Annotated in this window: 16 protein-coding genes; 10 read left to right on the plus strand and 6 right to left on the minus strand. The window is 71.2% G+C overall.

What is annotated here, in order from left to right:
* The first annotated feature begins 2 nt into the window (after positions 1–2).
* From Pta02_RS13050 to ilvC, 5 genes are all read left to right on the plus strand, one after another.
* Positions 3–911: a 2-hydroxyacid dehydrogenase gene (locus Pta02_RS13050; protein WP_203875051.1), complete on the plus strand. Its 909-nt coding sequence runs from the start codon at positions 3–5 to the stop codon at positions 909–911.
* A gap of 327 nt (positions 912–1238) precedes the next feature.
* Positions 1239–3854 carry a putative bifunctional diguanylate cyclase/phosphodiesterase gene (locus Pta02_RS13055; protein ID WP_239130404.1) on the plus strand — a complete coding sequence of 872 codons (2616 nt, stop codon included), beginning with the start codon at positions 1239–1241 and terminating at the stop codon, positions 3852–3854.
* 183 nt (positions 3855–4037) lie between these two features.
* Positions 4038–5825 (plus strand): acetolactate synthase large subunit, encoded by a 1788-nt coding sequence (locus tag Pta02_RS13060; RefSeq protein ID WP_203875053.1) that lies wholly within the window; start codon positions 4038–4040, stop codon positions 5823–5825.
* A 5-nt stretch (positions 5826–5830) separates the two neighbouring features.
* Positions 5831–6355: an acetolactate synthase small subunit gene (gene ilvN / locus Pta02_RS13065; protein WP_203875054.1), complete on the plus strand. Its 525-nt coding sequence runs from the start codon at positions 5831–5833 to the stop codon at positions 6353–6355.
* A 43-nt stretch (positions 6356–6398) separates the two neighbouring features.
* On the plus strand, positions 6399–7388 hold the full coding sequence (gene ilvC / locus Pta02_RS13070) for a ketol-acid reductoisomerase (protein WP_204064680.1): 990 nt from the start codon (positions 6399–6401) through the stop codon (positions 7386–7388).
* 200 nt (positions 7389–7588) lie between these two features.
* Here the strand turns inward: ilvC and Pta02_RS13075 are convergent, their stop codons facing one another.
* The 3 genes from Pta02_RS13075 to dacB all read right to left on the minus strand — a co-directional run bounded on the left by Pta02_RS13075 (position 7589) and on the right by dacB (position 13216).
* Positions 7589–10213 (minus strand): CAP domain-containing protein, encoded by a 2625-nt coding sequence (locus Pta02_RS13075; protein ID WP_203875055.1) that lies wholly within the window; start codon positions 10211–10213, stop codon positions 7589–7591.
* Between the two features lie 532 nt (positions 10214–10745).
* On the minus strand, positions 10746–11588 hold the full coding sequence (locus Pta02_RS13080; RefSeq protein WP_203875056.1) for a CAP domain-containing protein: 843 nt from the start codon (positions 11586–11588) through the stop codon (positions 10746–10748).
* A gap of 131 nt (positions 11589–11719) precedes the next feature.
* Complete coding sequence (gene dacB / locus Pta02_RS13085; protein WP_239130425.1) at positions 11720–13216, minus strand: D-alanyl-D-alanine carboxypeptidase/D-alanyl-D-alanine endopeptidase; 1497 nt, start codon at positions 13214–13216, stop codon at positions 11720–11722.
* Positions 13217–13386: 170 nt separating this feature from the next.
* Here dacB and Pta02_RS13090 point away from each other — a divergent pair, with 170 nt between their 5' ends.
* Entirely contained in the window at positions 13387–14748 is a 1362-nt protein-coding gene (locus Pta02_RS13090) for an MFS transporter (RefSeq protein WP_239130429.1), read from the plus strand.
* Between the two features lie 22 nt (positions 14749–14770).
* Here Pta02_RS13090 and Pta02_RS13095 read toward each other — a convergent pair whose 3' ends face one another.
* Positions 14771–15316: a DUF1707 and FHA domain-containing protein gene (locus tag Pta02_RS13095; RefSeq protein ID WP_203875059.1), complete on the minus strand. Its 546-nt coding sequence runs from the start codon at positions 15314–15316 to the stop codon at positions 14771–14773.
* A gap of 98 nt (positions 15317–15414) precedes the next feature.
* Here Pta02_RS13095 and Pta02_RS13100 point away from each other — a divergent pair, with 98 nt between their 5' ends.
* The 3 genes from Pta02_RS13100 to Pta02_RS13110 are packed head-to-tail and all read left to right on the plus strand — an operon-like array spanning position 15415 to position 17509.
* Complete coding sequence (locus tag Pta02_RS13100) at positions 15415–15942, plus strand: PadR family transcriptional regulator (RefSeq protein ID WP_203875060.1); 528 nt, start codon at positions 15415–15417, stop codon at positions 15940–15942.
* Positions 15939–16505 carry an ABC transporter ATP-binding protein gene (locus Pta02_RS13105; protein WP_203875061.1) on the plus strand — a complete coding sequence of 189 codons (567 nt, stop codon included), beginning with the start codon at positions 15939–15941 and terminating at the stop codon, positions 16503–16505. The genes Pta02_RS13100 and Pta02_RS13105 overlap by 4 nt, the downstream gene beginning before the upstream one ends.
* 8 nt (positions 16506–16513) lie before the next feature.
* Entirely contained in the window at positions 16514–17509 is a 996-nt protein-coding gene (locus Pta02_RS13110) for an ABC transporter permease family protein (protein ID WP_203875062.1), read from the plus strand.
* A 57-nt stretch (positions 17510–17566) separates the two neighbouring features.
* Here the strand turns inward: Pta02_RS13110 and Pta02_RS13115 are convergent, their stop codons facing one another.
* Both Pta02_RS13115 and Pta02_RS13120 read right to left on the minus strand, forming a co-directional pair.
* The gene (locus Pta02_RS13115) at positions 17567–18319 is read right to left on the minus strand and encodes a class I SAM-dependent DNA methyltransferase (RefSeq protein ID WP_203875063.1); all 753 of its coding nucleotides are present in this window, start codon (positions 18317–18319) and stop codon (positions 17567–17569) included.
* Between the two features lie 255 nt (positions 18320–18574).
* Positions 18575–19465 carry a hypothetical protein gene (locus Pta02_RS13120; RefSeq protein ID WP_203875064.1) on the minus strand — a complete coding sequence of 297 codons (891 nt, stop codon included), beginning with the start codon at positions 19463–19465 and terminating at the stop codon, positions 18575–18577.
* Between the two features lie 327 nt (positions 19466–19792).
* Between Pta02_RS13120 and serA the strand changes: the two genes are divergently transcribed.
* Entirely contained in the window at positions 19793–21382 is a 1590-nt protein-coding gene (gene serA / locus Pta02_RS13125; RefSeq protein WP_203875065.1) for a phosphoglycerate dehydrogenase, read from the plus strand.
* Positions 21383–21487 lie beyond the last annotated feature (105 nt).

The following is a 21487-nucleotide window of genomic DNA, read 5'->3' on the forward strand; positions in this document are numbered from 1 at the left end:
TCATGAAGATCTGGGTGCCCTCCAAGGCCGCCGCCGACGTCCTGAGTGATCTGCCCGATGTGGAATGCGTCGTCTACGACGGGACCGGGCCGGTTCCCGAGGGGGTGGAGGAGGCGGAGGTCTGGGTTCCGCCGTTGATACCGGTGGCCGAGACCCCGGAGGTCCTCGCCCGGATGACGCGGCTGCGGCTGCTGCAGACCATCACGGCGGGGGTGGAGCCGTACCGGCCGCACCTGCGGCAGGGCGTCGTGCTGTGCAACGCGCGGGGCGTGCACGACGCGGGCACCGCCGAGTGGGCGGTGGGGGCGATGATCGCGATGCTGCGGGAGTTCCCGGGGTTCGTCAGGGCTCAGGACCGGGGGGAGTGGACCTACCACCGCACCGGCGTGCTGGCCGACGCGACCGTGCTGATCGTGGGGTACGGCTCGATCGGCGAGGCCCTGGAGCGGCGGCTGGCGGGCTTCGAGGTGGACGTGGTCCGGGTGGCCAGGAGCGCGCGGGGCAACGTGCACGGGCAGGACGAACTGCCTGAGCTGCTGCCGCGGGCGGACGTGGTGGTGCTGCTGGTGCCGGCCACGCCCTCCACCGCCGGGCTGGCCGACGCCGGCTTCCTGGCCGCGATGAAGGACGGAGCCCTGCTGGTGAACGCGGCCAGAGGAGGGGTGGTGGACACCGACGCCCTGGTCGCCGAGCTGCGCACGGGACGGATCATGGCGGCGCTCGACGTGACGGACCCGGAGCCGCTGCCCGCGGATCATCCGCTGTGGACGGCCCCCGGGGTGCTGATCACCCCGCACGTCGGGGGCAGCACCCCGGCCTCCGAACGGCGCGCGTTGCGGCTGCTGCGCTCCCAGCTCCTGCGTTATCTCGCAGGTGAGCCGCTCAAGAATGTCATTACTGGTTCATATTGACAGAGCAAGCCGACCGAGAAAGGAATCCGGACCGTGGCTGCGTCGTGACCTTCGGTGCGTATCGTTGTCTTCTGCGACTCTGATCGCTCGCATGGTTATCAGAACGGTGACGACTGCGACGTTGTCACTCCTCAAGCTGTACGGAGAGCCCACACTGGCCGTGTGCTCTCGAGGACGCGAAGGATCGACGACGCGTCCGACGGCAGCACCGTGGGCGCGGCGGAGCGAAGGAACGCCGCAGAAGCGACGGACCGAACACTGGATGGGCAGACAATGATCCGCTGGCGTGACCTCCGGGTACCGCTGACCGCCGCCGGAGCGACCGGTGTGGCAGGCCTCGTGGCCGCCCTCGTCAGCGGCGCCTCGGCCGTGGTCGTCGGCGCGGTGGCGGGTGCGGCGGCGGCCGCGACGGCGGCCGCGTCCCTGTTCGTCGCCGCCTCCCGGCTCGCCGACCGCCGCAGGGCGCTGGCCTGGCGCTGGCTGGCGGGCGGGTCGCTCGTCTGGACCGCCGGGGTCGGCGCCCGGCCGATCGCCGACGGCGCGCCGTTCGCGGTGAACTTCGCCGACCTGGTCCTGCTGGCCGGGACGGCGATGCTCGCCGTCGGCACCGGCCTGTGCGCCGACCGGCCCGCGCACGGGCGGGCGCTCCTGCGCGACCTCGCCGACGCCTACGTCTGCGCGGCCTCCCTGTTCGCGATCGCCTGGGTCCTCGCGCTGGGACCGGTCTACCGCGAGGCCGGCGGCCCGGGGGACTTCGCGGTCAACCTGGCCTCCCCCCTGCTCTGCCTGATCCTCACATGCGTGGTCGGTCCCTCGGTGGTGCCGATCCGGCGCTCGGCCTGGCCGGTGGGCCTGGCCGCCCTCGCCGTGCTGGCGGCCATCACGGTGGGCGAGACGGTCACCGCGGTGGCCAGGCTGGCCGGGGACGCCCCGCCGATGGCCGGGGTCTGGCCTGCCCCGATGGCCTTCCTGCTGCTCGCGGCCGTTCCGTGGAGCGGCCGTGCGGCCCGCGCGGTGGACGCCGAGGACGACGGGCGCGAGCCGTACGACCGCGTGCACGCCTCCTCTCCGATCGCCGCGGTGCCGCTGGTCTTCGTCGCCGCGGCCACCGTCGTCGTGCTCGTCCGGGTGCTCGGCGGCCGGGTGGAGGGACCCGCCTCCGTACCGGTCGTCGTCGCGGCCTCGGTCGTCGTGATCCTGCTGGTGCGCCTGTTCTCGGCGCTGGGCGAGACCGGCCGCATGCGGCGCCTGCTGGACCTCGGTGAGCGGCAGCTCCACGACCTGGCCGAGAGCACCGGCGACGTGGTGCTGCTGTGCGACCAGCACGGCGTGGTGCACCAGATCGGCGAGGGCGTCGAGATCACCTACGGCTACCGCCCCGACGAGCTGGTCGGCGGGTCGATCTTCGACTACATCCACCCGGAGGACCTGCCGGAGATCCAGATGGCGCTGCGCGCGATGGGCGCCGAGGAGGAGCACGAGGAGGGCCCGGGAGCCTGCATGATCGCGTGCCGGATCCGGGCGGCCGACGGCACCTGGCGGCCGACGGAGTCGGTGGCCACCCGGCACGTCCACGGCGAGGGGCTGCTGCTGGTCACCACCCGCGACGTCAGCGACGAGCAGGCCCTGCGCAACCAGGTCACCCACCTGACCTTCCACGACGGCGTCACCGGCCTGCCCAACCGGGCCTACTTCGAGGAGCGCACCCGGGAGGTCCTGGCCCGCCCCGGCGAGAGCCGGGTGGCCGTGATCTTCCTCGACCTCGACGGCTTCACCTCGGTCAACGACTCCGTCGGCCACGCCAGCGGCGACTACCTGCTCGGCCAGGCCGCCCGCAGGCTCCGCGCCGCCGTACGGGCCGACGACACCCTGGCGCGCTGGGGCGGCGACGAGTTCGCGGTGCTGCTGGAGAGCGGCGTGGACGCCGAGACGGCGGTGGACCTCGCCGAGTTGCTGATCCACACGGTCTCCTCCGAGCCGTTCCGGGTGGCCGACCGCGACATCGCGCTGACCGCGAGCGTCGGGGTCGCCTTCGCCGACGACGACGTGTCCTCGGCCGACCTGATCCGCAACGCCGACGTGGCGATGGCCAGGGCCAAGGAGCTCGGCGGACGCCGGGTCGAGGTGTTCGCCGCGCACATGCACGCCGACGTGGTCCGCCGCCTGGAGCTGGCCGCCGACCTGCAGCGGGCGCTGCTGGAGGGCCAGTTCGCGATCGAGTACCAGCCCGTGGTCGACCTGGCCACCTCCCGCGTCACCGCCGTGGAGGCGCTGGTGCGCTGGTGGCGGGGCGGCGAGTTCGTGCCCCCCGAGCAGTTCCTCGGCCCGGCCGAGGACACCGGCCTGATCGTGCCGCTGAGCGAGTGGATCCTGAGAGAGGCCTGCCAGGAGGTGGCCGCCTGGCGCGACTCCTCCTGGGACATCGGGCTCTCGCTCAACCTGTCGGCCCGGCAGATCACCGCGCCGCGGTTCGTGCAGACCATCGAGGCGGCGCTGGCCGAGAGCGGGCTGCCGCCCGGCGCGCTGACGCTTGAAGTGATCGAGGAGATGGTGGTCGAGGACGCCGAGGAGATCGTCACCCGGCTGTCCGAACTGCGCGCGCTCGGGGTACGGCTGGCCATCGACGACTTCGGCACCGGCTACGCCTCGCTGGCGTTCCTCCGGCAGCTCCCGGTGGACATGATCAAGATCGACCCGTCGTTCGTGTCCGGGCTCGGGCGCGACGAGACCCTGACGCTGCTGACCCGCACGATCGTGCGGCTCGGTCACGACCTGGGGCTGATCGTGGTGGCGGAGGGCATCGAGCGTCCCGAGCAGCTGGACCTGCTGCGCGAGATGGGCTGCACCCGCGGTCAGGGATACCTGGTGGGACGGCCGATGGCCCCCCGCGGGGTCGACTCCCTGAGGCCCGCCACCGCCTCCAGCCTGCAGGGAAGCGTCTGACATCTCGCCTTCTGAGACATGTGTCCCATGAATTTGACGCAGGGCCACTCCGTCGGTCATCGTGGACCCATGCATCACCGTGGGATCCGCGTAGTACTTCGCCGGCGCGCAGGCCGTTAGCGAAGCACTCCGACCTGCGCGCCGCCCCAGCCCCGCCAGTCCAGGTGGGATGGGGCCTTTTTTATGCCAGCGCAACGTTCAGCCACGTTCAGCCACGCAAGGAACGAGCCGATGACCGAACAGATGACAGGAGCCCAGGCCCTGGTGAGGGCACTGGAGCACGTCGGGGTCGACACCGTGTTCGGGATTCCGGGCGGCGCGATTCTCCCCGCCTACGATCCCCTCTACGACTCGACCAAGGTCCGGCACGTGCTCGTAAGGCACGAGCAGGGCGCCGGCCACGCGGCCCAGGGATACGCGCAGGCCACCGGCAGGGTCGGGGTGTGCATGGCCACCAGCGGTCCGGGCGCGACCAACCTGGTCACCCCGATCGCCGACGCCTACATGGACTCGGTCCCCCTCGTCGCGATCACCGGGCAGGTCGCCAGCGGCGCGATCGGCACGGACGCGTTCCAGGAGGCCGACATCTCCGGCATCACCATGCCGATCACCAAGCACAACTTCCTGATCACCAACCCCGACGACATCGCGCGGACGATCCTGGAGGCGTTCCACATCGCCTCGACCGGGCGTCCCGGGCCGGTCCTGGTGGACATCTCCAAGGACGCCCTGCAGGCCACGACGACCTTCCCGAGCTGGCCGCCGGCGATGCAGCTGCCCGGCTACCGGCCGGTGACCCGCCCGCACTCCAAGCAGATCCGCGAGGCGGCCAAGCTGATCGCCGAGTCCCGGCGGCCGGTGCTCTACGTCGGCGGCGGCGTGCACAAGGCGGGAGCCTCGCCCGAGCTGCTGGAGTTCGCCGAGCTCACCGGCATCCCGGTGATCACCACGCTGATGGCCCGCGGCACCTTCCCCGACAGCCACGCCCAGCACCTGGGCATGCCCGGCATGCACGGCTCGGTGGCGGCGGTCGGCGCGCTGCAGAAGTCCGATCTGATCATCGGTCTCGGCGTGCGCTTCGACGACCGCGTCACCGGGGATCTGTCCAGCTTCGCGCCGTACGCCAAGGTGGTCCACGCCGACATCGACCCGGCGGAGATCTCCAAGAACCGGCACGCGGACGTGCCCATCGTGGGCGACTGCAAGGAGGTCATCGCCGAGCTGATCGCGGCGGTGCGCAGCGACGGCCGCAAGGGCGACTACGCCGACTGGTGGACTCAGCTCGACTCCTACCGGGAGACCTACCCGCTGGGCTACGACCGGTTCGAGGACGGGTCCCTGGCGCCGCAGTACGTCATGGAGCGGCTGAGCGCCCTGGTCGGCCCCGACGCGATCTACACCGCGGGCGTCGGCCAGCACCAGATGTGGGCCGCGCAGTTCATCGGCTACGAGAAGCCCGGCACCTTCATCAACTCCGGCGGCGCCGGCACCATGGGGTTCGCGGTCCCGGCCGCGATGGGCGCCAAGATGGGACGTCCCGACGCCACGGTCTGGGCGGTCGACGGCGACGGCTGCTTCCAGATGACCAACCAGGAACTGGCCACCTGCGTCATCGAGGGCGTGCCGATCAAGATCGCGGTCATCAACAACGGCAACCTCGGCATGGTCCGCCAGTGGCAGACGCTCTTCTACAACGAGCGCTACTCCAACACCGACCTGCAGACGGTGCGCCGGATCCCGGACTTCGTGAAGCTCGCCGAGGCGTACGGTTGTGTGGGCCTGCGGTGTGAGCGGCCGGAGGACGTGGACGCGGCGATCCAGAAGGCGATGGAGATCAACGACGTGCCGGTCGTGATCGACTTCGTCGTTCACCAGGACGCGATGGTCTGGCCGATGGTCGCGGCCGGGACCAGCAACGACGACATCAAGTTCGCGCGCGACATGGCGCCGGTCTGGGACAGCGAGGACTAGAACGCATGAGCAGGCACACGCTCTCCGTGCTGGTGGAGAACAAGCCCGGCGTGCTCGCGCGCGTCGCGGCGCTGTTCAGCCGCCGCGGGTTCAACATCGACTCCCTGGCGGTCGGGCCGACCGAGCACGAGGACATCTCCCGGATGACCATCGTGGTCAACGTCGAGGAGCTCCCGCTGGAGCAGGTCACCAAGCAGCTCAACAAGCTGGTGAACGTGCTGAAGATCGTGGAGCTCGACCCGGCGCAGTCGGTCCAGCGCGAGCTCACGCTGATCAAGGTGCGGGCCGACGCCGACAACCGCTCCAGCGTGCTGGAGCTGGTCAACCTCTTCCGCGCCCGCTGTGTCGACGTCGCCTCCGACGCGGTGACCATCGAGGTCACCGGGACGCCGGACAAGCTGGAGGCCTTCATCAAGGTCCTGGAGCCGTTCGGCATCAAGGAACTCGTCCAGTCGGGCATGGTGGCCATCGGCCGCGGTGCCCGTTCCATCACCGACCGCTCCCTCCGGGCCCTGGACCGGACCGCGTGAACCGGATCGCGGAGCCGTACGAAACCCTGAAAGGTTCAAGCTAGTGACTGAGATCTTCTACGACGACCAGGCCGACCTGTCGATCATCCAGGGCCGTGTCGTGGCCGTCATCGGGTACGGCAGCCAGGGCCACGCCCACGCCCTGTCCCTCCGCGACTCCGGCGTGGACGTCCGCGTCGGCCTGCCCGAGGGCTCCAAGAGCCGGGAGAAGGCCGAGGCCGACGGCCTGCGGGTGCTCACCCCCGCCGAGGCGGCCGCGGAGGCCGACCTGATCATGATCCTCGCGCCGGACCACATCCAGCGTCACCTCTACACCCAGGACATCCTGCCGAACCTGCAGGAGGGCGACGCGCTGTTCTTCGGCCACGGCCTGAACATCCGCTACGGCCTCATCGAGGCCCCCGAGGGCGTCGACGTCGCGATGGTCGCCCCCAAGGGCCCGGGTCACCTCGTGCGCCGCCAGTACACCGCCGGCCGCGGCGTGCCGTGCCTGGTCGCGGTGGAGAAGGACGCCACCGGCGAGGCCTGGCCGCTGGTGCTGTCCTACGCCAAGGGCATCGGCGGCACCCGCGCCGGCGCGCTGAAGACCACCTTCACCGAGGAGACCGAGACCGACCTGTTCGGCGAGCAGGCCGTGCTCTGCGGCGGCGTCTCCGAGCTGATCAAGGCCGGGTTCGAGACCCTGATCGAGGCCGGCTACCAGCCCGAGGTGGCCTACTTCGAGTGCCTGCACGAGATGAAGCTGATCGTCGACCTCATGTACGAGGGCGGCATCCACAAGATGTACTGGTCGGTCTCCGACACCGCCGAGTACGGCGGCTACTCCCGCGGTCCGCGCGTCGTGACCGAGGAGACCAAGAAGGAGATGAAGCGCATCCTCGCCGAGATCCAGTCCGGCGAGTTCGCCAAGGAGCTCGTCGACGAGTTCGACGGCGGCCAGAAGAAGTTCACCGCCTACCGCGAGGAGCTGGCCGAGCACCCGATCGAGAAGACCGGCGCCAAGCTCCGCCCGATGATGAGCTGGCTGAAGTAGGCCGTCCGGCCGCCCGAGGCCGCCGCCGTACGGCTCCCTCATCCGAGGGGGCCGTACGCACGACAGGACGCCCCCGCGACGATCCGTCCGTCGCGGGGGCGTCCTGTTTCTCTCCCGGCAGCGTTCTCCCCGCGCCGGGATGTTCACCGGGGACGGCGTTCGGGCGGTGAGAGGGGGTGCTCACGCCGTCCCCGGGGGTTCTAGCGGGCGACGAAGACCTGAGTCCAGTACGGCGTGCCGCCGGCGCTCTTGACCATGCCCGCGCCGATGAGGTTGTACTTGCAGTTCATGATGTTGGCCCGGTGGCCGGAGCTGTTCATCCAGCCGGCGACCACGGAGGCCGGGTTCCCGTAGCCCGCGGCGACGTTCTCCGCGAACGCCGAGCCGCCGGTGAAGCCCGCCGCGCGGATGCGCTCCACGAAGGTGGGACCGCCCGGGAACTGGTGCGTCATCTGGTTGCGCTCGGCCTGGGTGGCCGAGTGGTCGTGCGCGGCCCTGTTGAGCTGCGGGTCGTGCTTGAGCGGACCGCAGCCGCCCTTCTGGCGCTCGATGTTCGTCAGGCGCACGACCTCGTTCTCCTCGGCCGAACCGACCGTGCCCGGGTCACCGGTGGGGTCGGTGGTGGGAGGCGTCGTCGGCTTGGTGGGAGTCGCCGTGGGCTTGGGCGTCGCGGTCGGCTTGGGCGTCGCGGTCGGCTTGGTAGTGGGGGTCGGCTTGGCCGTGGGCGTCACCGTCGGCTTGGTGGTGGGGGGCGTGGTCGGCTTGGTGGGAGTCGCCGTGGGCTTGGCCGTCGCGGTCGGCTTGCCGGTGGGGGTCGCGGTGCCGGTCGGCGTGGGGACGGGGGCGGCGGTCGCGGTGGTGGTGGAGGCGAACACCTCGGTCCAGTACGGCGTGCCGTAGGCGTTCCTGGCGTAGGCCACGGCGATGTGGGTGAGCTTGCAGTTCAGGATGTTGGCGCGGTGGCCGCTGCTCCTCATCCACGCCCTGTGGACGGAGTCCGCGCTGCGCTGACCCCGGGCGATGTTCTCGGCCCAGCTGCGGAGCGGGGAGAACCCGGCGTTCCGGATGCGGTCACCGGGGCTGCGGCCGTCCCGCGAGTAGTGGTGGAAGTAACGGTTCTGCGCCATGTCGGTCGAGTGGCCCAGGGCCGCGGCGTACAGCCTGGCGTCGAGGACGAGCGGGGCGCAGCCGTTGTCCGCGCGCGCCTGGTTGACCAGATCGACGACCCGCTTCTCGGCCGGACGCACTCCCGGTGCGGTGGGCGCGGGGGTGGGGACGGCAGTGCCGGTGGGGGCGGGGGTCGGAGCGGCGGTGCCGGTCGGGGTGGGAACGGGGACGGCCGTACCGGTCGGCGTGGCCGTGGGGACGGCCGTCGGCACCGGAGTGGCGGTACCGGTCGGGGCGGGGGTGGCCGTGGCGGTCGGGGTGGGCGCCGGGCCCGCGGGCAGGGAGCCGGTCAGGCTCAGCCGGGGCGTGGTGACGCTGCTGCCGCCGCTGGTGTAGGTGACGGCCTTGCCGCTGCTCCGGAGCTTCGTCAGGATCTCGGCCACGCTCGCGTCCGGCATGGCCTGCCGCATCAGCGCGAAGGCGCCGGCCACGTGCGGGGCGGCCATGGAGGTGCCGCTGTAGCGGGCCCAGGCGTTGTTCGGGACGCTGGACTGGATCTGCACGCCCGGGGCGAAGACGTCCAGCAGCGCGCCGCGGTTGGAGAAGGAGGCGACCGCGTCGCCGTTGTCGGTGGCGCCCACCGTCACGGCGCTGGAGATGCAGGCGGGCGAGCCGACGGCGGCGCCGTACCCGGAGTTGCCGGCGGCGATCACGGTGGCGACGCCGCGGCCCAGCAGCACGTCGATCTCGGACTTGATGCCGTTGCCCGAGGGGTTGGTGTCGCAGGAGGAGGCGAACTGGCCGCCGCCGAGGCTCATGTTGGCCGAGGCGATCCTGCGGGTCTTGCTCAGCTCCGCGACGTAGTTCAGCGCGCGCTTCTGGTCGGAGGTGTAGGACAGGACGCACGGCGCCCGTCCGCCACAGGCGTCCGCGCTGTCGAACCGGGTGAACACCTGGATGGCGATGATGCCCGAGTCGGGGGCGACGCCGTCGCTGCTGATGCCGGCGGCCTTCTTGCCCGAGGTGATGCCGGCCACGTGGCTGCCGTGCGTGCACAGGCTGCCGTTGTTGCACTTGGCCGTCTCGGCGTTGGCGGCGCCGGTGCCGATCTGCGAGTTCTCACCGCTGGGGCAGAGGGAGGACGACCCCTGCCTGCTGTCGGTGGTGGAGAAGCACGCCTCGGCGACGATGCGGCCGGCGAAGAACGGGTGGTCGCGGTCGATGCCGGTGTCCAGGATCGCGACGTCCCAGCCGGCTCCGGTGTAACCGGAGGTGTGGGCCTTGTCGGCGCCGATGACGTTGATGCTGGTCCCCAGGGCGGTGGGGCGGCTGAGCCGGTCCTCGTAGATCGCCTCGATGCGCTTGTCGTCGTCGAGCTTGGTCAGCGTGGCCTTGTCGACCTCCATGACGAAGAAGTCGCGTGCGGGCGGCTGCTCCGGTACGTCGGTGGTCTGCGACAGGGCCTCGGCGCTCTTGGCGACGGGCGCCACCTGCTGCCCGCGGTCCACCTCGACGACGGCGCGGACGGTCTCGCCCTTCTGCACCTCGGCCTTGAGGGCCGGGTCGACGACGGGGGCGCCGGTGGCGGGGGGCGCGCTGGCGGCGGGCGCGGTGGGGGACGCGCTGGGGGGCGCGGCGTAGGCCGCGGGGCCGGCGACCATGGTCGCGGCGGTGGCGGCGAGCACGGTGGCGCTGGCGAGCAGAGACCGCAGTCTCAATGTTCCTCCGGGGGTGAGAGGTCCGGCGAGGATGCCCGTGTGGTGTCGCTCGGCCGGCCGTACGGGGCGTGTCCTGCGGGGACACGCGGGGGAGGGGAATCGTGGGCGCCCCGGGCGGGAGCCGGGGCGCGTGAACCGATGGCGGTTCCCGGGCTCCCGACGGTCTTCTCCCTGCGGGAGATCATCGGGAAGCGGGGACCATGGTACATATGGGGCTGAAGCGGGGGAAGAGAAGATTTGTCGAATCTGTGGAGGAATTCCGCGAAATATTCTGTACTCGTCACGTTTTTGAGGAAGACCTGTTCCCATCGGTGATGAGGTGTGAAGCCGCAGCTGAGAGCACGCCTATGGTGGCGCCCCCGCGACGATCCGTCCGCCGCGGGGGCGTCCCCATCTCCCGGTGTGGTCCGGGAGCGACCCCGTCCCGCCCGCCGCGGCTGCCCGGACAGCGGCCACGGGAGGCGAGAGGTTCAGGGGGGAGCCGGTGGGGGGTCGCACCGCGCCGCGCGACACCCCACCGGTCCGGGGGGTGCTATCCGACGAAGACCTGGGTCCAGTACGGCGTGCCGTTGCCGCTCTTGGCCATGCCCGCACCGATGAGGGTGAACTCGCAGTTCAGGATGTTGGCCCGGTGGCCCTTGCTCCCCATCCAGCCGGTGACGGTCTCTGTAGGGGTTCGCCGACCGTAGGAGATGTTCTCGGCGAACGTCGAGCCGCCCTGGAAGCCCGCGTCACGAATGCGCTGCACGAAGCCGGGACCGTCCTTGAACTGGTGCGTCATCTCATTCCGGGAGGCCTGGGTGGCCGAGTGGTCATGGGCGGCCTTGTTGAGCTGCGGGTCGTGCTTGAGAGGCTTGCAGCCGGCCTTCGTCCGCTCCTGGTTCGTCAGGCGCACGACCTCGCTCTCCTCCGCCGTGCCCACGGTGCCCGGAGGCGTCGTCGGTGCGGCGCTGCCCGTCGGAGTGGGCGTGGGCGTGGGAGTCGGCGTGCCCGGAGGAGCGCACGACAGCCGGACCGCCCTCGACCTGTCCGCGTTGCCGCGGTAGTCGACGATCACGGCGTAGTAGGTCCGGGGGGCGGGACCGCACTTGAACTTCAGGGTGAACCGTCCGTTGACCCCGACCTTGGCGCCGCTCTTGAGCGTGCGGTCCGGGCCCCGCCTGGCCTGCTTGACGCGGATGCGGAGCAGCGCCCTGTCGTCACAGCCCATCCGGGCGCCGGTCACCTGGATCCTCCCCGCGGCGTTGACGGCCGGGGCGGACACCCGCACCCGGCAGGTGTCCCGAGGGGCCGCCGCGGCGTCGGCCGCGGCGACCGGGGTGCTCAGTGCCGCCAGACTCCCGATGCAGACGATCGCTCCCAGCGGTCTGCGCATATCGGTTCCTCCAGAGGTTTAGACGCTGGATGGAACCCGCATTCTGTCGGGGGTAGATCCCCCTTGTCACGATTTTTAAGGAAAAGATAAGGGACTCCGGTAAACCAGAGTGATCGTTGAGGCGTCTGCGATCAACACCTCACGGGCTTTGACCAGGAGCACTCCAGCTCTGGAACGTTCGATGCCTCCCGGAGGGTGCGGGCGTCGGAAATTTCGGCCGGAGCGGTCCGGCTGAACTCCGCGAGGCGGATGGCGATCTTGTCCTCGATGTCCTTGGGGGAGGCGGACAGGTACTGGTTGATCATGATCGAGAAGACCAGGAGTTCGTCGTCGGCGCTTCTGACGTAACCGGACAGGGACGTGACCCCGGTCAGCGAGCCGGTCTTGGCGTGGACGTTGCCGGCCGCCGGGGTGCCGCGCATCCGGCTGCGCAGGGTCCCGCCGTCCATCCGGTCCGGGTCGCCCGCGATCGGCAGCGCGCCGTACCAGGTGGGGAACCAGGGCTTGTCGCGCAGTGCGAGCAGCAGCCCGGCGACCCCGCCCGGCGTCAGGCCGTCGACGCGGGACAGACCGGAGCCGTCCCGCATCCGCAGCGTCGGCATGCCGTTGGCCCGCGCGAAGGAGGTGATCGCGGCCAGTCCCGCGCTCCAGGTTCCGGCCCCGGAGACCTCACGGCCCAGGGACTTGGTCAGGATCTCGGCGTGCATGTTGTTGCTGAGCTTCATGAACGGCACGAGCAGTTCGCTCAGCGGCATCGAGCGGCGCTCGGCCACGGTCGCGGCCCCGGAGGGGGTCGCCCCGCGCGCCGTACGGCCCGCCACCCGTACCCCGTGCTTGTCCAGGGCCGCGCGGAAGAGGGAGGCGGCGTAGCCGGTCGGGTCGTTCACGGTGACCCACTCGTCGTAGCCGTCCGCCACGGTCCCGGTGACCAGGACCGTGTTGGTGCCGTGCTGCCGCTCGACGAGCACGTCGGTCTCGGTCCCGGTCGTCGCCCGGTTCTCGATCTTCAGGTAGTCGGTCTCCGGGGTGGTGGAGACCTTCGCGGGCCTGCCGGGGGCGTCGCCGGGCGCGACCGAGACGATCACCGACCCGGCGTCGTAGTCGGTGTCGGGGGAGGCCGTCAGCGCCGAGATCTGCCCGGCGTAGTAGTACGGCTCGTCGTCCCACGCCCAGTCCGTGCCGAGCCGTACGCCGTCGAACCAGGTGTCGTCGGCGACGAGCCTGCCGGTGACCCTCCTGACCCCGGCCGCCGCCACCTTCGCGGCCAGGGCGTCGTAGTCGGCGGCGAGCATGGTCGGGTCGCCGGTGCCCTTCAGGTACAGGTCGCCGGTGAGGACGGACCCCGTGCGGCGGCCGGTGGACAGCACGCCCGTGGTGAAGCGGAAGTCCAGGCCGAGGCCGTCGACGGCGGCGGCCGAGGTCACCAGCTTGGCGTTGGAGGCGGGGGTGAGGATCTTGCCGTTGTCCTGGCCGTAGAGCTCCTCGCCGGAGGCGGCGCTGCGCACCACCACGCCGGCCCGCGCCGGGACCAGGCGCTCGTCGCTGAGGATCTGGCCGATGTCGGCGACCAGGTCGGCGACACCGGGATCGGGCCGGTGGGCGGACGCCGGGGCCGAGGCCCACGTCACGCTCGCCAGCAGAAGGAGGGAGAGGGTGATTCGTCGTGATGGCCGCATCGCTGCTCCAGGATCACTAGACGTCTGCGGTGATCGTGCGGAACGGCGGACCGGCTGACAATATGAAAAATCGTCTTGTTTCCGGTCTACCGAGCGGTCATTTGGTGCGATTCAATGTGCGAATGGTCACACCGGCGTCCGCTCCCGCCGTCGTCACCGTGCCGCGCAGCATGCGCATCGGCTACGGTGTCGGCTCAGTCTCCACCGCGACGTTCTCCACGGTCCCCGGATTGCTGTTGTTGTTCTACATGACGAACGTCCTGGCGGTCCCCGCCTGGATCGCGGGCCTGGTGGCCTTCCTGCCCAAGATCTGGGACGTCGTCGTCAACCCGTGGGTCGGTCAGCGCTCCGACCGCACGGTCTCCCGGTTCGGCGCCCGCCGCCCGTGGATGCTGGCCGGGGCGATCGCGCTGCCCGTGACCTTCGCCGCGACGTTCGCGGGCCCGCCGCTCACCGGCCTGCCCGCCGCCGCCTACGTCGCGCTCTGCTACTTCCTCACCGCCACGGCCTACGCCCTGTACGAGGTCCCCTACAAGGCGATGGCCGCGGAGATGACCGACGACTATCACGAGCGGTCGTCGATCCTGCAGTGGAAGATGGTCTTCGTCGGCCTGGCGATCCTGCTGTCCGGCGCCGTCGCGCCCGCCATCGCGGGCACCGACGTCTCGGGCTACCGGCTCATGGGCCTGGTCATCGGAGCGGTGCTGTTCGGCTCGATGATCGCCGCCTTCCTGCTCACCGCCCGGATCCCGGTGGTCACCAGGGCCGAGTCGGAGCCGTCGATCAAGGCGCAGTTCGCCGCGGCCCGCACCAGCCGGCCGTTCATGGTGCTGCTCGGCCTGAGCTGCGCGCAGATGTTCGCCGCCGGCACGCTGCTGGCCGGCGCGCCGTACTTCGCCACGTACACCCTGGACGACCCCGCGGCCACCACCACGCTCTTCCTGTGCGTCGTCGGCCCGCTGCTGGTCACGATGCCCGGGTGGGTACGGCTGTCGCGGCGCTACGACAAGCGCGGGGCGATGGTCCTGGGCTCGGCGCTGTTTTTGGCGGGCACGGTCGCGATGGCGTTCTCGGCGCAGTTCGGCGAGATCTACGCGCACGCGTGCGTGCTCGTGGTGGGCATCGGCTACGCCGGGCTCCAGCTGCTGCAGTTCTCCATGCTGTCCGACGTGATCGTCTATGACGCGGCGGTCACCGGCAAGCGCCGGGCGGGGGTGTTCACCGGCCTGTGGACGGCCGCCGAGACCGTCGTCTTCGCCTTCGGCGCGCTCGTGCTGGGCTGGATCCTGGGGGTGTCCGGCTTCGTGGAGTCGGACCCGAAGACGCCGGTCGAGCAGCCCGAGTCGGCCGTCCAGGCCGCGCTGTACGGCAGCACGCTGATCCCCGCGCTCTTCATGGGGGTCGCCATCGCGCTGACGCTGCGCTACAGCCTCACCGCGGCCAAGCTCAGGGAGGCCGGGAACCTCAAGCCGGCCGAGGCGTGAGGAGCGGGCCGGTCCGTGGCGCTCAGGCCAGCTGAGGTGTGATCACGACGAAGGCGCAGTCTCCGAAGGAGATCACGTCGCCCGGCCGGACCCTGGCCGGGCCGACGAGGCGCCAGTCGTTGAGCCGGGTGCCGTTGAGGGAGCCGAGGTCGACGAGGATCCAGTCGTCGGCGTCGCGGCGCAGCTCGGCGTGCACCCGCGAGACGGTCAGGTCGGCCAGGACCAGATCGCAGGCCGAGCCCCGGCCGACGACGTAGCGGGTGCGGGCGTCGCCGGGCAGCGCCAGCTTGGGCAGCCGGGGACGCCGCCAGGCCGACTCCACGCGCGTGGTGAAGTCGGAGACGGAGGCGACGACCTCGGTCACCAGGCGCCGCAGGCGGCCCCGCTGGGGGAGGTCGGCGACCAGATCGTCCAGCTCGCCGCGGTTGCGGGCGCGCAACGCCATGTCGACACGGCCCAGGAACGTGTCGTGGGAAAGCCGGCCTTCGACGGCGCGGTCGCGGAGCTCGTTGATCGCACGATCACGGTCCCCGTCGGATGCGCGTGCCGGAGGATGCGTCGAGCTCATCTCCCGAGTATCGGTCCCAACGGCGACGCCTGTCCAGAATATGCGGATCTCTCGTCTTCGCTTGCCGTGACCATACTGAGTATGCATACTCAGTATGCATGGCGATCCGACAGGGGCTGCTCGCTCTGCTGAGCCGAGGGCCCCGCTACGGCTATCAGCTGCGCACCGAGTTCGAGGCGTCGACGGGGGCGACCTGGCCGCTCAACATCGGCCAGGTCTACACGACGCTCTCGCGCCTGGAGCGCGACGGCCTGGTGGCCTCCGGCGACCAGGACGACCAGGGCCGGGTCGTCTATTCGATCACCGAGGCCGGTCGGGCGGAGATGGAGCGATGGTTCGGCACCCCCGTCGCCCAGTCCGACCGGCCCCGGGACGAGCTGGTCATCAAGCTGGCGATGGCGGTCGCCGCCGGTGCGGAGGTGCGGCCGGTGATCCGGGCCCAGCGCGCCGCGACGATGCGCACGCTCCAGAAGCTCACCCGGGCCAAGCAGACGAGCACCGACGGGCCGGCCCAGCTGCTGGTGCTCGAATCGATGATCTTCCAGGCCGAGGCCGAGCAGCGCTGGCTCGACCACTGCGAGGCCGTGCTGACGGCCTCCCCCCAGACGCAGGAGAAGCACGCATGAGTTTCGATCCGGTCGTACGGCTGGCGGACGCGACCCGCGTCCACGGCGACGGCCCGCAGGCCGTACACGCCCTGAAGGGGGTGAGCCTGGAGGTCGCCGCGGGAGAGCTGGTCGCGGTCATGGGGCCCTCCGGGTCCGGCAAGTCCACCCTGCTCAACCTCGCCGGCGGTCTCGACACGCCCACCTCGGGCGCGGTGACCGTGGAGGGCACGCCGCTGACGAGCCTGACGGACGGGGAGCGCGCGGCCCTGCGCCGCAGGCGCGTCGGCTACGTCTTCCAGGACCTCAACCTGATCCCCTCGCTGACCGCCGCCGAGAACGTGATGCTCCCGCGCGAGCTGGACGGGGTGCGGGCGAGGCAGGCCCGGCGCGAGGCCCTGGAGGCCCTGGCGGAGGTGGGGCTGGAGGAGCCCGACCGCTTCCCCGACGAACTGTCCGGCGGCCAGCGCCAGCGGGTGGCGATCGCCCGCCCGCAGCCGGGCGCTCCCCGTTCGCCGCGCTCCTGGCGGCCCTGCGGATCTCCCGCCGGGACATCCTGCGGGCCAAGGGGCGCAGCGCCCTGATCATGGTCATGATCGGCCTGCCGGTCATGCTCTTCTCCGGGGTCGCGACCTGGTTCGCCACCGAGGACATCGCCCCGCACGAGTCCCTGGCCTGGGACATGGGCGCGGCCGACGCGCGGCTGGACGGACCGACGTTCGGTGAACCGGTACGGCAGAGCGTCGAGGGCGGGGTCCGGTTCGACGAGGACGGGGTCCAGCCGAACCGGAACGAGGGCAGGGGCCTGTCCCGGCAGGAGATCGTCTCGCTGTTCGGCCCCGGCAGCCGGGCGGTGCCCTCCCGCGGTTCCTGGACGGGGTACGAGGGTCCCCGGGGATACCGGGAGAGCGACGTCCGGGAGATCGACTTGAACGACCCGGTCACCGCGGGCATGTACCGCCTGCTGTCGGGGCGCGTTCCCCGGGCGGCGGGGGAGATCGCGGTGAGCCCGAGCCTGGGCCTGCGCCCCGGGACGGAGATCACCCTGTCCAGGACGTCCTCCGCCGCCACGGTCGTCGGCGTGGTCGAGCCGCAGCGTCACCCCGGCCACAGGCAGATCGTCGCACCGCCCGGCACCGTGCTGGCCGACGGCAAGGGCGTCACCACCGAGTGGCTCGTGGACACGCCCGCGCCGGTCCCCTGGCGGAAGGTGCGGGAGCTCAACCGCTCGGGCCTCGTCGTGGTCTCCCGAGCCGTGATCATGGATCCGCCGCCGCCCGGCGGCATGGAGGACCCGGCTCCCGGCGGCCGGTGGAACCTCGACGGTGTGGTGATGGCCGCCACCGGCGTCGGCCTGGTCGTGCTGGAGGTCGCGTTGCTGGCCGGTCCGGCCTTCGCCGTCGGGATCCGGCGCCGCCGCCGGGAACTGGCGCTGATCGCGGCGCAGGGCGGGAGCGCCCGCCACCTGCGCTGGATCGTGCTCGCCGACGGGCTCACCCTCGGTCTGGCCGCCTCGGTGCCGGCGGCGGCGCTCCTGGCGGGACTGTGCACCCGCACGCGCCTGTCCCTCACCCGGCGGCTGACCTGATCACCACTGTCCCGGAACCGGGTGGACGGGCTCTCCGTCCACCCGGCCGGGGGAGACCTATGGCAGGGTGATGCGGATCTTGGACTGCTTGTGCGGGAGCCTCTCCCAGTCCTCCATGAACCTGCCCGCCAGGCCGTGCTCGGCGGCCAGGTCCAGCAGCGTCTCGGTGCGGTAGTAGAAGTCCTCGCGCAGGACCTGGTGCTCGCGGCCCTCGGTCCGGTCGAAGGTGAAGTCGAACCAGCCGCCGGGGCGCATGATGCGGCCCACGTGGGCGAAGCACTCCTCGATCACGTGCAGCGGGGAGTGGGAGAACACGCTGTGCGCGTGGACCACGTCGAAGGACGCGTCGGGCAGGAACTCGAAGCGCAGGTCCCTGACCGGGGTCAGGTGGGGGAGCTTGTCACGCAGGCCGTACTCGGTCAGGGTCCGCTGCGCGGCGATCAAGATGTCGGGGGAGATGTCCAGCCCGTAGTAGCCGCCCCCGTCCAGATAGTCGATGAACAACCGGCCGGCGCGCAGGTTGCCGCAGCCGATCTCCAGCATCCGGTGGCCGGGGCGCAGGCCGTGCCCGACCAGATAGTCGAACTGCATCTTGCCCAGGGCCAGCCAGCGGTCGTGCGACTTGCTGCCGACGGCCGCCTCGGGGTTGCGCGCGGTGTCGGACTTCATCACGGCCCGGTAGTAGCTGACGTGGTCGGTGGTGCGCAGCCGCAGCCAGGCGTCCCTGGCCAGCCTCCGGACGTGGGGGACGATCCGGTCGGGATGCCGTACGGCATAGCGGATCTGATGGATGGGGTCCGTACGGGTCATCTCAGGTCACCTGGTCCTCCGTGAGCGGGTACGTGGAAGCCGCCGGCCCCGCGGAGAAGACGACCACCGCGCGACGGCCGGGCCATGGATCCCATGCTTACCTGAACCGAGCCGATCAAAAGGGGGAACGGCCCGGTCCTGGTTCCCCGATTACCCGGAGCGTACGTTGACCGGGCCTCCCGCCTCCGGGATGTCCGCAGATGGATCCGGGACGTCCGGGGTGACCGGTACGACCGGCCCCCGGCGTCCCGTGGATCAGTCCCTGACGTCGGCGCAGACGACGTGGGCGCCCAGCTCGACCATGCGCTGCTCGCTGCGGGCGTCGGCCACCCGCGCCATCAGGATCGGCGCCTCGCTCGCCGCGAGCTGCGGCAGCCGGGCGCGCACCCCGCGGTGCAGGTCCCGCACCACGTCCTCGGCCGCGGACATGTGCACCTTGACGTGCAGCATGATGCCGGTGGCGCCGGAGGCCGTGCGCGCCTCGGAGATCCACACGTGGTGGATGAGCGGGAAGTCCGCCAGGAGCTGGGCGATCGCCACGCGCAGAGCGGGCAGGATCGGGTGGGTGCAGCGCTTGTAGCCGGGGTCGACCATCTGCATCGGCCCCGACAGGTGCGGACGCGGAGCGGGGATCCAGGGCTGGTCGGCCGGGGAGGACGCGGGCATCCTGGGCGGGCTCGGCTGCGAGGCCGGGCCGACCTGTGTCATCGGGCGCATCGTGGAGGTCCGCGACACCGTGGCCATCGCCCCGGTGGCGTACGCGGTCGGCGTGGCACCGGACAGGGCCGGCGTCGGGCCGCTGCGGGTGGAGCGCAGGTACCGGTGGAGGTCCTCGATCGGGACCGCCGCCGCGGTGGGCCCGGCCGCGTCGATCACGATCTCCCGCACGCCGGTGACGCGCTGGATGTCGAGGATGGTGTCCGCGTCGCACTCCGACAGGGAGTGCGAGCCGTGGTGCCGCGCGTAGGTCTCGGCCGAGGTGTATCCGAGCAGAACTCGTTCACCGGCCTGGGTCGTGCCGAGGACGACGGAGCGGTCCGGCCGTACGGCGACCAGAAGTCCCCATTCGGCCAACGCCGCCAGCAGCCGATGCGGACCGCCGTGCTGCGCGAGCACGTCGCCGAGAGCGGGGTTCCCGATGCTCATATGACGAACGATAGGTAGAGGACCACGGCTTATGAGGGTAATCGGGAAGATTTATGGCAAGCAATACCAACTTCAAGGTTCGGTGAATGAGATTCGGCGGGAAGGGTACCGGGCGAGGCCAGAGCGCCGGAGAGCGGTTCCCCGCACGACGCGGGCGAGCCGTGGGAACGAGGGTGCGTCAGGGGTGCCCCGCGGGGCTCTCGTCTCGGATCGCAGGACGGCGCGGGCGTTCGGCGTCTCGGATCCCGGGACACTCGTGAACGCGTTCACAAGCGCCGATAGACTGCGTGAGGTCCGTGCAGCCTTCCCGTCCCTAAGGAACCACCAGTGAACAAGCCCGTCGTACTGGTCGCAGAGGAACTCTCCGAGGCCGGTCTTGCGGTCCTGGGCGCGGACTTCGAAGTCCGCCACACCGATGGCGCCGACCGCGCCCAGTTCCTGCCCGCCCTCGCCGAGGTGGACGCGCTGATCGTGCGCAGCGCCACCCAGGTGGACGCCGAGGCCGTCGCCCACGCGCCCAGGCTCCGCGTCGTCGCCCGCGCGGGCGTCGGCCTGGACAACGTGGACGTGGAGGCCGCGACGAAGGCCGGCGTGATGGTCGTCAACGCCCCCACCTCCAACATCACCAGCGCCGCCGAGCACACCGTCGCGCTGATCCTCGCCTCGGCCCGCAACGTCGCCCAGGCGCACGCCGCCCTCAAGGGCGGGGAGTGGAAGCGGTCGAAGTACACCGGCGTCGAGCTCGACGAGAAGGTCGTCGCGATCCTCGGCCTCGGCAAGATCGGCCAGCTGGTCGCCCAGCGCCTGCAGCCGTTCGGCGTCGAGCTGATCGCCTACGACCCCTACCTGCAGCCGGCCCGCGCCGCGCAGATGGGCGTGCGCCTGGTGTCGCTGGAGGAGGCCCTGCGCGAGGCCGACTTCATCACGGTGCACCTGCCCAAGTCGAAGGAGACCCTCGGGCTCATCGGCGAGAAGGAGATGCAGATCGTCAAGCCGTCGGTCCGCCTGATCAACGTCGCGCGCGGCGGCATCATCGACGAGAACGCCCTCTACGCCGCGATCAAGGAGGGCCGCGTCGCCGGCGCCGGCATCGACGTGTTCCCCAAGGAGCCCGTCACCGACAGCCCGCTGTTCGAGCTGGACCAGGTCGTCGTCACCCCGCACCTGGGCGCCTCCACCCACGAGGCCCAGGAGAAGGCCGGCACCCAGGTCGCCCGCAGCGTGAAGCTCGCCCTGGCCGGCGAGTTCGTGCCGGACGCGGTCAACGTCCAGGGCGGCGCCGTCGCCGAGGACGTCAAGCCGGGCCTGCCGCTGGCCGAGAAGCTCGGCCGGCTGTTCACCGCCCTGGCCGGGGAGGTCGCCACCAAGCTCGACGTCGAGGTCCGCGGCGAGATCGCCTCCCAGGACGTCCGGGTGCTGGAGCTGGCCGCCCTCAAGGGCGTCTTCACCGACGTCGTCGAGGACTCCGTCACCTACGTCAACGCCCCGCTCCTGGCCAAGGACCGCGGCGTGACCGTGGAGCTGGTCACCAGCTCCGAGAGCCCCGACTGGCGCAACGTGGTGACCGTGCGCGGCGTCCTGGCCGACGGCCGCACCGTCTCGGTCTCGGGCACGCTGTCCGGCCCGCGCCAGATCACGAAGATCGTCGAGGTCAACGGCTACGAGATGGAGATCGAGCCGACCGACCACCTGTCGTTCTTCACCTACTCCGACCGCCCCGGCGTCGTCGGCATCGTCGGCCGCATCCTCGGCGACCACGGCATCAACATCGCCTCGATGCAGGTCTCCCGGGACACCAAGGGCGGCAAGGCGCTCATCGCCCTGACCGTCGACACCGCCATCCCGGCGGAGGTCGTCGACCAGATCGCCTCCGAGATCGGCGCCGACAGCGGCCGCTCGGCGGACCTGGCCGAGTAGCCCGCAGGCCCCTCGTCCCGCACGGCCGCCGTCCCCCGCGGGGGGGACGGCGGCCGTCTCAGCATGTGGGAAGTCGGTACGGCGGGCGAGACGCTGTCTCGATGA

It is taken from the genome of Paraplanobispora takensis, from assembly GCF_016863195.1.
In the GTDB taxonomy this organism is placed as follows: Bacteria; Actinomycetota; Actinomycetes; order Streptosporangiales; family Streptosporangiaceae; genus Planobispora; species Planobispora takensis.

Bases quoted from the DNA above. Each gene is read 5' to 3' on its own strand.
- Pta02_RS13050 (WP_203875051.1), top strand. From the start codon at position 3: ATGAAGATCTGGGTGCCCTCCAAGGCCGCCGCCGACGTCCTGAGTGAT.
- Pta02_RS13060 (WP_203875053.1), top strand. From the start codon at position 4,038: ATGCCAGCGCAACGTTCAGCCACGTTCAGCCACGCAAGGAACGAGCCG.
- ilvN (WP_203875054.1), top strand. From the start codon at position 5,831: ATGAGCAGGCACACGCTCTCCGTGCTGGTGGAGAACAAGCCCGGCGTG.
- Pta02_RS13080 (WP_203875056.1), bottom strand. From the start codon at position 11,588: ATGCGCAGACCGCTGGGAGCGATCGTCTGCATCGGGAGTCTGGCGGCA.
- Pta02_RS13090 (WP_239130429.1), top strand. From the start codon at position 13,387: ATGGTCACACCGGCGTCCGCTCCCGCCGTCGTCACCGTGCCGCGCAGC.
- Pta02_RS13095 (WP_203875059.1), bottom strand. From the start codon at position 15,316: ATGAGCTCGACGCATCCTCCGGCACGCGCATCCGACGGGGACCGTGAT.
- Pta02_RS13100 (WP_203875060.1), top strand. From the start codon at position 15,415: ATGGCGATCCGACAGGGGCTGCTCGCTCTGCTGAGCCGAGGGCCCCGC.
- Pta02_RS13105 (WP_203875061.1), top strand. From the start codon at position 15,939: ATGAGTTTCGATCCGGTCGTACGGCTGGCGGACGCGACCCGCGTCCAC.
- Pta02_RS13110 (WP_203875062.1), top strand. From the start codon at position 16,514: ATGATCGGCCTGCCGGTCATGCTCTTCTCCGGGGTCGCGACCTGGTTC.
- Pta02_RS13115 (WP_203875063.1), bottom strand. From the start codon at position 18,319: ATGACCCGTACGGACCCCATCCATCAGATCCGCTATGCCGTACGGCAT.
- Pta02_RS13120 (WP_203875064.1), bottom strand. From the start codon at position 19,465: ATGAGCATCGGGAACCCCGCTCTCGGCGACGTGCTCGCGCAGCACGGC.